General features: G+C 54.2%; 12 protein-coding genes. 9 read left to right on the plus strand and 3 right to left on the minus strand.

Annotation, left to right across the window (positions count from 1 at the left end; translation table 11 throughout):
* The 5 genes from ABWO67_RS17260 to ABWO67_RS17280 all read left to right on the plus strand — a co-directional run.
* The coding region (locus ABWO67_RS17260) for an acyl-CoA dehydrogenase (RefSeq protein WP_502930041.1) at positions 1-1,818 on the plus strand (1,818 nt) is incomplete at its 5' end.
* 93 nt (positions 1,819-1,911) lie between these two features.
* The gene (locus ABWO67_RS17265) at positions 1,912-2,553 is read left to right on the plus strand and encodes a peroxiredoxin (RefSeq protein WP_353153891.1); all 642 of its coding nucleotides are present in this window, start codon (positions 1,912-1,914) and stop codon (positions 2,551-2,553) included.
* 252 nt (positions 2,554-2,805) lie between these two features.
* Positions 2,806-2,982 carry a hypothetical protein gene (locus ABWO67_RS17270; RefSeq protein WP_353153921.1) on the plus strand — a complete coding sequence of 59 codons (177 nt, stop codon included), beginning with the start codon at positions 2,806-2,808 and terminating at the stop codon, positions 2,980-2,982.
* A 155-nt stretch (positions 2,983-3,137) separates the two neighbouring features.
* Positions 3,138-3,524 (plus strand): 50S ribosomal protein L19, encoded by a 387-nt coding sequence (gene rplS / locus ABWO67_RS17275; RefSeq protein ID WP_353153894.1) that lies wholly within the window; start codon positions 3,138-3,140, stop codon positions 3,522-3,524.
* A gap of 63 nt (positions 3,525-3,587) precedes the next feature.
* Positions 3,588-4,322 carry a CoA pyrophosphatase gene (locus ABWO67_RS17280; protein ID WP_353153897.1) on the plus strand — a complete coding sequence of 245 codons (735 nt, stop codon included), beginning with the start codon at positions 3,588-3,590 and terminating at the stop codon, positions 4,320-4,322.
* Positions 4,323-4,371: 49 nt separating this feature from the next.
* On the opposite strand, the gene rsgA is transcribed toward ABWO67_RS17280, so the two are convergent.
* Both rsgA and ABWO67_RS17290 read right to left on the minus strand, forming a co-directional pair.
* On the minus strand, positions 4,372-5,277 hold the full coding sequence (rsgA, locus tag ABWO67_RS17285; RefSeq protein ID WP_353153900.1) for a ribosome small subunit-dependent GTPase A: 906 nt from the start codon (positions 5,275-5,277) through the stop codon (positions 4,372-4,374).
* The gene (locus tag ABWO67_RS17290) at positions 5,270-6,514 is read right to left on the minus strand and encodes a M48 family metallopeptidase (RefSeq protein ID WP_353153903.1); all 1,245 of its coding nucleotides are present in this window, start codon (positions 6,512-6,514) and stop codon (positions 5,270-5,272) included. Before ABWO67_RS17290 ends, rsgA begins: the two co-directional genes overlap by 8 nt.
* Before the next feature lie 45 nt (positions 6,515-6,559).
* Between ABWO67_RS17290 and orn the strand changes: the two genes are divergently transcribed.
* On the plus strand, positions 6,560-7,105 hold the full coding sequence (gene orn / locus ABWO67_RS17295; RefSeq protein ID WP_353153906.1) for an oligoribonuclease: 546 nt from the start codon (positions 6,560-6,562) through the stop codon (positions 7,103-7,105).
* Here the strand turns inward: orn and paaX are convergent.
* Positions 7,078-8,058 carry a phenylacetic acid degradation operon negative regulatory protein PaaX gene (gene paaX / locus ABWO67_RS17300; RefSeq protein ID WP_353153909.1) on the minus strand — a complete coding sequence of 327 codons (981 nt, stop codon included), beginning with the start codon at positions 8,056-8,058 and terminating at the stop codon, positions 7,078-7,080. The genes orn and paaX overlap by 28 nt on opposite strands.
* A gap of 142 nt (positions 8,059-8,200) precedes the next feature.
* On the opposite strand from paaX, the gene paaA reads away from it, so the two are divergent.
* The 3 genes from paaA to ABWO67_RS17315 form a co-directional block, all read left to right on the plus strand.
* The gene (gene paaA / locus ABWO67_RS17305; protein ID WP_353153912.1) at positions 8,201-9,193 is read left to right on the plus strand and encodes a 1,2-phenylacetyl-CoA epoxidase subunit PaaA; all 993 of its coding nucleotides are present in this window, start codon (positions 8,201-8,203) and stop codon (positions 9,191-9,193) included.
* A gap of 58 nt (positions 9,194-9,251) precedes the next feature.
* On the plus strand, positions 9,252-9,539 hold the full coding sequence (gene paaB / locus ABWO67_RS17310; RefSeq protein ID WP_353153915.1) for a 1,2-phenylacetyl-CoA epoxidase subunit PaaB: 288 nt from the start codon (positions 9,252-9,254) through the stop codon (positions 9,537-9,539).
* An 8-nt stretch (positions 9,540-9,547) separates the two neighbouring features.
* Positions 9,548-9,711: Phenylacetic acid catabolic protein (locus tag ABWO67_RS17315; protein WP_353153918.1), on the plus strand; the 164-nt coding region annotated here is incomplete at its 3' end.

A 9,711-nucleotide genomic window follows, 5' to 3' on the forward strand; every position in this document is an offset into this window, starting at 1 on the left:
GTGACCTATCGCGCACCCATCCAAGATATTCGTTTTGTCCTGAAAGAGCTCGCTGGCCTGGATGCCGTTCTGGCCTTGCCTGGTTTCGAAGAAGTGTCCCCCGATTTGGTCGATGCGGTACTCGAAGAGAACGCGCGGTTTGTTGAGCAGGCTATTGCCCCTTTGAATCGCGCGGGCGACACGACGCCCGCCAAATGGTCTGAGGGCGAGGTCACGACTTCGCCGGGCTTCAAAAAGGCCTTCGATGCGTTCGCGCAAGGGGGCTGGCAAGGGCTGCAGCACGAACAGGCATGGGGCGGACAGGGCTTGCCCAAGTTGGTGGGCGCGCCTGCAAGCGAAAACATGAATGCGGCCAACCTGGCATTTTCCCTTTGCCCGCTGTTGACCGATGGTGTTATCGAGGCCTTAGCCGCTGTTGGCACTGAAGAGCAAAAAGCGCGTTTTATTCCTCCGATGCTCGAAGGCCGCTGGACGGGAACCATGAACCTGACCGAGCCGCAAGCGGGTTCTGACCTGGCCTTGGTGGCCACGAAAGCGGTAAAGCAGGAAGACGGCGCATACAGGCTATCAGGGCAAAAAATATTTATCACCTATGGTGAACACGATATGGCAGAAAATATCGTGCACTTGGTGCTGGCGCGAACCCCAGATGCGCCCAAAGGGGTCAAGGGAATTTCCTTGTTTATCGTTCCCAAGTTCCTGGTCGGCGAAGATGGCGGATTGGGCGCTCGCAACGATGTCTGGTGCGCATCGCTTGAACACAAATTAGGTATACACGGCAGCCCTACTGCCGTATTGCTGTATGGGTCAGGCAAGGGCGACGTCGGCGAAGGGGCGGTGGGTTATCTTATCGGTGAAGAAAATCGCGGGCTCGAGTACATGTTCATTATGATGAACGCAGCCCGTTATGCCGTGGGAGTCCAGGGCATCGCCGTTTCAGAGCGGGCCCTGCAACAGGCTACGGCATACGCAAACGAGCGCTTTCAGGGGCAGGCTCTGGAAGGTTCGGCGGGGCCCGTGGCCATTGCGAATCATCCCGACGTGCAACGTATGCTGTTGACCATGAAGTCGCTCACAGAAGGCGCCCGGGCCGTTGCTTATGTTGCGGCTGCCGCGTGCGACATCTCCCGCCATCATGCCGATGCCGCGGTGCGGGCGCAGAATAAGGCGGTTTACGAGCACTTGGTGCCCATTGTGAAAGGTTTTTCCACAGAAATCTCAGTTGAGATTGCCTCGTTGGGCCTTCAGGTTCACGGCGGGATGGGGTTTATCGAGGAAACCGGTGCTGCCCAGTACTATCGCGATGCCCGTATTTTGCCTATTTATGAAGGCACTACTGCGATACAGGCCAATGACTTCGTGGGGCGCAAGGTGCTGCGCGACGGGGGGACTGTGGCTAGTGCCTTGGCCAAGGAAATGCGTGGCACGGTAGCCCAGCTAGAGGCCTTGGCGGCCAAGGGCGGCGCGGACGCCGATGGTATTGCACTGATTGCACGCCGGTTGGCTGTTGCTGTTACCGCCTACGAAAGCGCGACCGAGTTCGTCCTGAATAACGCCAAAGGCGCTTTGCGCTCGGTTTTCCTGGGAAGCGTGCCTTATTTGATGTTGGCCGGGGTCGTTCATGCCGGATGGCAACTTGCACGGGCGGCGTTGGTGTGCAGCCAACAGGCTGATGCAGGAAATGCTTCGAGCTTCTATACTCAAAAATTGGTCACCAGCGTTTTTTACGCAGCGCACATTTTGCCGCGTGCGGAATCTTTGTCTATTGCGGTGTGCGAAGGTGGGGTGGCCAGTCGATATGCCAGTATTGAAGCATAAGCATATGTCTAAAGCTTATTTCCTTTGGGTTTCTTATGCTGCCAGAATATATGGCATAACCTTTTCGTTAGTCCTACGACCTAGAGAGCCATCATGACAACTTTACGCTTGGGCGATACCGCCCCTGATTTTGAGCAGAATTCTTCCGTCGGGAAAATTAGTTTTCACGACTATTTAGGCGATAGCTGGGGGGTGCTGTTTTCGCATCCCGCCGACTTTACACCTGTTTGCACTACCGAACTCGGTTATACGGCCATTGTGTCGGGCGAATTTGCCAAGCGTAATGTAAAGGTTATCGCCGTTTCTGTGGACGATGCCGATTCGCATAAAAAATGGATCGAAGACATCAATGATACCCAGAATACCCAGGTGAATTTCCCCATCCTGGCCGATGAGGATCGCAAAGTGTCAACGCTCTACGACATGATCCACCCTAATGCCAGCACTACGGCTACAGTCCGTTCGGTATTCATTATCGATCCTGCCAAGAAAGTGCGCCTGACTTTGACATACCCCGCCAGTACAGGCCGCAATTTCAATGAAATTTTGCGTGTGATTGATTCTTTGCAACTGACCGACAGTCATAGCGTTGCCACGCCAGTCAACTGGGAAGACGGCGATGACGTAATCATTGTTCCGTCACTTAAAGATGAAGCAGTGCTTCAGGAAAAATTCCCTAAAGGCTATAAAGCGGTGCGTCCATACTTGCGCATTACGCCTCAGCCGAATAAATAAGCTTGTTATCAAAAAAATCCCGCCACGGCGGGATTTTTTTTGGTTGTGTCCAGGGAAGGCCGATGACGATGTGGTATTTCAAGCACATCATAAATAAAACGCTTGCAAGGAGCACTGTTTTTTTATACAGTTCAGTTAACCAATAGCTGTATGTTTAAACAGTATGTTTTTCGGTGTAGCGGTTGCCTGTATTTCGGCTGATAGCCGACCTGCACTGTCAGCGCTACCGCTTACCCTAACAGGAGACCTCCCATGTACGCACACCAACCTAAAAAAACTCCCGCTAAATGGCCTTTCCCTCCAGGTCCCAGGCGCGGCGCTCCAGCCAAGCTTACACGTGGCGCCATGGTTACCGATATTTGCCTGGTGGCCGTGTGGGGCGCTACCATTCCTGGCTTGATGTGGTTGGGCGCTGCGGGCGGCTTTTAAAAAAGGGTATTTGCTAGTACAATAATCGGCTTTGCAACTCATCCTCTGTCGGGCTTAGCTCTAGGCTTTCTTTATAGAAGCCTTTTATGCACCAAAAACTGCATTTTGCGCAGTAAAAATTCGGCCCGCGTCATGATGAAACCAGGAGCTTTACCGTGAATTTGATCGAACTTATCGAACAAGAAGAAATCGCCCGCCTTACCGGCGGCGAAGCCAAACCCCAATTTGGCCCCGGCGACACCGTTATCGTTAACGTAAACGTGGTTGAAGGCGCCCGCAAGCGTGTTCAGGCTTACGAAGGCGTTGTTATTGCTCGCCGCAACCGTGGTTTGAACTCGTCTTTCATCGTCCGCAAGATTTCGTCTGGCGAAGCCGTTGAACGTACGTTCCAGCTTTACTCCCCCCAAATCGCCAGTATCGAAGTAAAACGTCGCGGCGATGTGCGTCGTGCTAAACTTTATTACTTGCGTAGCCGTTCGGGCAAGGCTGCTCGTATTAAAGAAAAGCTGGTTCGCAATCCTAAGAAAGCAGCCGCTAAATAAGCAGCACGCTTCCGGTTTAAACCAGCAAAGGCACCCAAGGGGTGCCTTTGCTTTATGAATTTTATGTCGCAGAGCATTTTTCCTCGTCGAAACAAGCGTGTGATTGTTCCGGGCTTCGATCCCCAGGTTCAGCCTATTGTTCCGAGCAAGGTGTTGCAACCTCTCTCGCAAGCCTCTCTTCAACTTGACTTCATTTGTTCGGCATTTGATTGCCCCGTTGAATGGGAAGTAGAGCCGGTCTTCAGTGATTCGTTTCAAGCTGATGCCCTGGAAGGCCAAGACATCATTCATGCCGCCGTATTTTTTCCGCTGGTGCAGCGTCCCTCTGGCCTTCATGTGCTTTTCACGCGTCGTGCCTCGCATTTGTACGACCACGCGGGGCAAATCAGCTTTCCCGGAGGCCGTATCGAACCTTCGGATCACGATGCTATCGCAGCCGCCTTGCGGGAAACCCATGAGGAAATTGGCGTTGCGCCGGACTTCATCCAGCTTATCGGTACGCAACCAGGCTTCCTGACCTCGACGGGTTTCACCATGAAGCCGGTTATCGGTTTGATCCGCCCAGGCTTCACCATTACGCCCGATACGACCGAGGTCGCCGAGGTATTCGAAGTTCCGCTGTCGGTATTAATGGATACGGGATTGCATCGTTTGCACGAGGCGCAGTTGCCTGGTGGCGGGCACCGGTTTTACTTTTCTATATCCTGGAAGTCGTATTTCATCTGGGGCGCTACAGCAGCTCTGATCCGAAATTTTTATCATTATCTTGCGGCCGCTCAGGCCAGGATCAATCCGTAGCGGTGCCCGAAGGTCTGCCAAAGCGGATCTGGCCTGGCCTTCTTGGTTATCAATACCGCCCTTGGGATTCATTTTCAGCGAGTATCCGCTTGTAAAGGTCGTGGCGTTCTGTTGTGATTTCGCCTTGCTCCATTGCCGCCAGGACACCGCAGCCAGGCTCATGCCGATGGGTACAGTTATAAAACCGACAGTGCTGGATAGCCTCTGTGAATTCGGGGAACCCGCGTTCGATATCCGTAGCGGTCAGGTGGTAAAGGCCGAAAGCCTGAAACCCGGGTGAGTCGATAATATCGCCGGATTGGTCGGGCAGGTGATACAAACGTGTGCTGGTCGTCGTGTGCTTGCCTGCCCCAAGTGCCTGCGAATGTTCCTGGGTGTGCGCCCGCGCATCGGGCACCAGCGCATTGAGTATGGTTGATTTGCCCATGCCGCTTTGCCCCAGCAGCAGCGTGCAGCGATCGCGTAACAAGGGAAGCAGTGCAGCGCGCATCTGTTCCGGCGCATGCGCGCTAAGCTCGACAATCTGTATGCCCAGGCGCGACAGTGTCGCCAAACGCTGGCGCGCGCCCGCAATGCTATTTTCAAGATCTATCTTGTTCAAAACAACGACGGGGTCTATGCCTGCGCTCCAGGCTGCCACCAGGGCGCGGCCTGTCAAATCGTCGGAGAAGGCGGGCTCTGGGGCCACGACAATCAGCAACTGATCGACATTCGCAGCGAACTGTTTGGTTCGCATGTCATCGGAACGGTATAGCAGGTTGCGGCGGTCCAGTATGCGGTCTATGGATCCTTCGTCAGCGCCTTGCGGGCTGATAACGACGTAATCGCCTACTGTTGCACCTGCTTTTTTTCCGCGGGGAAAACATTTTCGCAGGCTGCCATCTGGCAGCTCGACGGTGTAATGCCGACCATGGGCGGCAATAATACGCCCTTGGGGCGCAGGGGCGTTAGCCATGTTTCAAGTTCTGGATGCGTAGCACGGCGGAAGGGTGGCTGTCGTAAAACGCCGAGTGTACCGGATCGGGTGTCAGGGTGGCGGCGTTGTCGTCATAAAGTTTGACCAGGGCAGAGATCAGCGCGTCAGGGGAGCATTGCTGCGCTGCGTAGTCATCGGCTTGGAATTCGTCGCGACGGGAAAACCAGCTGGCTAAAGGGGTAAACCAAAACGTAAACACTGGAATGACCAGAAAGAAAAGAATCAATGCCAGGGCATCGTTAGGCCGACCCAACTGCGGCACTACGCCCAACTGTACATAGAACCATACTTGCGACGACAGCCATCCCAAAATCAAGGTAAATGCCAGGGCGAGGCTGAAGCTGATAGCCATGCGCTTGATAATATGCTTGCGCTTGAAATGCCCAAGCTCGTGTGCCAGCACGGCTTCGATTTCGTTAACATTCAAACGTGTCAGCAGCGTATCGAAGAACACGATGCGGCGAGCTTTCCCGAAACCTGTGAAGTAGGCATTGCCATGGGCGGATCGCCTGGACCCGTCCATGACAAACAAGCCGTTCAGAGAAAATCCGCAACGTTGCGCCAGGGCCTGGATGCGTTGTGCCATTTCCGGGTTATCCAGCGGCGTGAACTTATTGAACAGGGGCGCGATAACGGTGGGGAAGAGCCAAAGAATAAGCAAATTGAAGGCTACCCATATACCCCATGCCCACCATACCCAGTTCGCGCCGGTATTGGCCATGATCCACAAGACGCTTGCCACTAGTGGTATGCCGAAAAGGAGGCTGAGTGCCAGGGTTTTAAGAGAGTCCAGCACGAATAGCTTGGGTGTCAGGCGATTAAATCCGAAGCGGGCTTCAAGCTTGAATTTTTTCCATATGGAAAAAGGCAGGCCGACAATGCCCAGCAGAGCCAGGACCGCACCTATCAGGGCAAGTTGGCGCAGCATTTCGTTATCGATCAGGTACCCTAGTTGCAGATCCAGGAATTGCAGGCCGCCCAGTAAGGTGAACCCGACCAGAACGGCGGCTTCGGTGACGCGCTCCACCATTGCTATCTGCATCTTGGCTACGGTATAGTCGGCGGCGCGTTGATGGCTGTGCAGGCGGATACGGTCGGCGAATTCGGCCGGAACGGTCTCGCGATGTTGCTGCACATGGCGAATCTGGCGTGAAGCGAGCCAAAGCCGCAGCGCAATATCGGAAAGCAGGAAGGCAATAAACAGCAAGGTAAACATGGGAAGCGCCAGTATGCGAAAATCGGTGTTTTGAGGATGAATTATATGGCGGTAAACGAACAGCGTTTGGTGTGGCTAGACATGGAAATGACTGGCCTGGACCCAGAAAAAGAACGCATTATCGAAGTGGCAGTGGTTATTACCGAGCCTGACCTTACCTTTGTTGCTGAAGGTCCTGTATTGGTTATACACCAGAGCCAGGAATTGCTGGACGCCATGGATAAATGGAATCAGTCTACGCACAGCAAAAGCGGGCTTATTGAAAAGGTCAAAGCATCCACGTTGACAGAAGCCCAGGCCGAAGAGCAATTGCTTGCCTTTCTGGCCCAGCACGTGCCTGCGGGGAAATCGCCTATGTGCGGTAATACCATAGGGCAAGACCGCCGCTTCATGGTCAAGTATATGCCGAAGCTGGAAGAATACTTTCATTATCGCAACCTCGACGTTAGTACGTTGAAAGAGCTTTCTTTGCGTTGGAAGCCGGAAATCTACAAAAGCTTCGTCAAGAAAAGCCGTCATGAAGCTTTGGCTGATATTTACGAGTCAATAGAAGAGCTCAAGCATTATCGCGAGCATTTCATTAAGTTGTAGGCGGCGGGTTTGGCTGCTGCCGTGTCGTCGCGGCCGCCAAATCGTTCGAAGACATAAGGCTTGGCCGCCTGGTAATGGATGGGATCCTTGTCCAATAGCAGGTTCAAGTGTTCTTCAGCCTGGTCAAAGATGGCCCAGTACAGTTCGCCGCAAAGCTCCCGGGCAACATGGCCCGGCCAGTCTGCCGGCAGCATTTGAACGGGCAGTTGCGGGTCGTGTAAAACGATGCGGCGCCATTCATGTATGGTTAGTGCGCGCACGGCAAAAGCTTGTGATGGCCGTATGTTCGGGTTCAGCGCTGCAAGCATGGGCGCAAAGGTATCTGTGAAGTCTTGATACTGGCGCGCTACGCCTTCCAGATCCCAGCACTGTGAAATCAACGAATTGATGATCAGGCCGTTACCTTCATTCAGCTCATGTGCACTAAGCACCAAGGCGTTATTGGACAGCTTCAGCTTGCTCAGCACCTTCTGCGCCACCGATGCCTGATTGCGGGGCAGTGCAAATACCCCCGGCGCTATGGCGCCAAAACCAGCCCATATCAGCTCCCGCCGCACTTCGCTGCGCTTGCTCAGGCTGCTGTTTCCAAATCGCGGTAACAATACCAGTGTCCAGTCGCCTTCCCATTGCGTGGGAGAGCCGTCGTAAATGCGGCCGGATGCTTGCCTGGTAAGTTCGCTGCCGTTTTCACTCAGGCGATAAAGGCTGCGTCGTCCATGGCGCTCGGATTGCAGCCAATCCTGCGCCACGAGGCGAAACACGCTCGTACGCAATAAGCGCTCATTGATTCCCAGGGGAGTGACCAGCTCGATCAGGTCGCTAAGCCATATGCTGCCGCCATGCGGGCCGATTGCGTCGCCCAGCAAGGTGACGCACAGGGACTTGGCGCGCGGCGGGTCGCGCTCCAGCAAGGAGCTGATAAGGTGCTGTAGCGTGCTTTGAGAGTCTTGCATAACCCAGTATCCGTTAACCGATCCGCCATCTTATACGAAGCCGTGAACACCTTATTTGATACTAAAATTTGATTGACATCAATATTTTTGTATTAAATAATGAACCATTAAAAGGTCTGGTGATAATTACAAGGAGGCTGACATGTATGCACAGCTCGTGGAGACAGGCGTTAAAAGTGTTCGTTCTGTAGATCAGTTGTCAGGGCCGGAACTTGCATTCCAGCAGCGTATTGACGAGGGCATACGGATCGAACCCAAGGACTGGATGCCTGAGCCTTACCGTAAAACGCTGGTGCGTCAGATTTCGCAGCATGCGCATTCGGAGATCGTAGGCATGCTGCCCGAAGGCAACTGGATTACCCGCGCGCCTTCGCTAAAGCGCAAGGCTATCTTGCTGGCCAAAGTTCAGGACGAGGCTGGTCATGGCCTGTACCTGTACAGCGCAGCTGAAACCTTGGGTGTTTCGCGCGATGATCTGGTCAACGACTTGCATACGGGTAAAGCCAAGTATTCCAGCATTTTCAATTACCCTACGCTGACCTGGGCCGATATCGGCATGGTGGGCTGGTTGGTCGACGGTTCGGCCATCATCAACCAGATCCCTTTGTGCCGCTGTTCGTATGGTCCCTACGCGCGCGCCATGGTGCGGGTTTGCAAGGAAGAGTCCTTCCATCAGCGTCAGGGCTACGATTTGTTGATACAGATGTGCCTGCACGGCACGCAGGCGCAAAAGGACATGTGCCAGGAGGCCTTTAACCGGTGGTGGTGGCCGGCCCTGATGATGTTCGGGCCGTCGGACGCCGATTCCCCCAACAGCGCGCAGTCCATGCAATGGCGCATCAAGCTGTTCTCGAACGACGAACTGCGTCAGAAAATGGTTGATCAAACCGTTCCGCAGGCCGAATACCTGGGTCTGAAGGTGCCCGATCCCGATCTTAAATGGAATGAAGAACGTGGCCATTACGATTTCGGTGAAATCGACTGGTCCGAATTTTATGCTGTGATTAAAGGGAATGGCCCATGCAACCGGGAACGCCTTGCCGCGCGCGTTAGCGCCCATGAGAACGGCGCTTGGGTGCGCGATGCCTTTTCCGCTTATGCCGACAAGCAGGCCCGCAAAAAAGCGGCCGCCTGAGCACTTTTATTGACTGCGTATGCGGCGTTGGCGCCCTTGTGCAGCAAAGGATACGAAAATGAGCCAAAACGGATGGCCCCTCTGGGAAGTGTTCATACGCAGTCAGCATGGTCTGGCCCATAAGCACGTAGGCAGCTTGCATGCGTCCGACGCCGAAATGGCCATTAATAATGCGCGTGACGTTTATACACGCCGCAATGAAGGGTTGAGCATCTGGGTGGTCAAGGCGGCCGATGTGGTCGCCAGCAGCCCAGGCGACAAAGAACCGCTGTTTGAGCCTGCCAACAACAAGGTTTACCGGCACCCGACGTTCTTTCCCATGCCCGACGAAATCAAACACATGTAGGGGGTCCCATGGATCAGGCCTTGTTCCAGTATTTGCTCCGAATGGGTGATACCACACTGATACTTTCGCACCGTTTGTCCGAGCTTACAGGCCATGGACCGGCGCTCGAGGAAGATCTGGCCATGACTAACGTGGCGTTGGATTTGCTCGGCCAGTCCCGGTTATGGCTGAC

This window comes from Pollutimonas bauzanensis (genome assembly GCF_040393045.1).
GTDB classification, from domain to species: domain Bacteria; phylum Pseudomonadota; class Gammaproteobacteria; order Burkholderiales; family Burkholderiaceae_B; genus Pollutimonas; species Pollutimonas bauzanensis_A.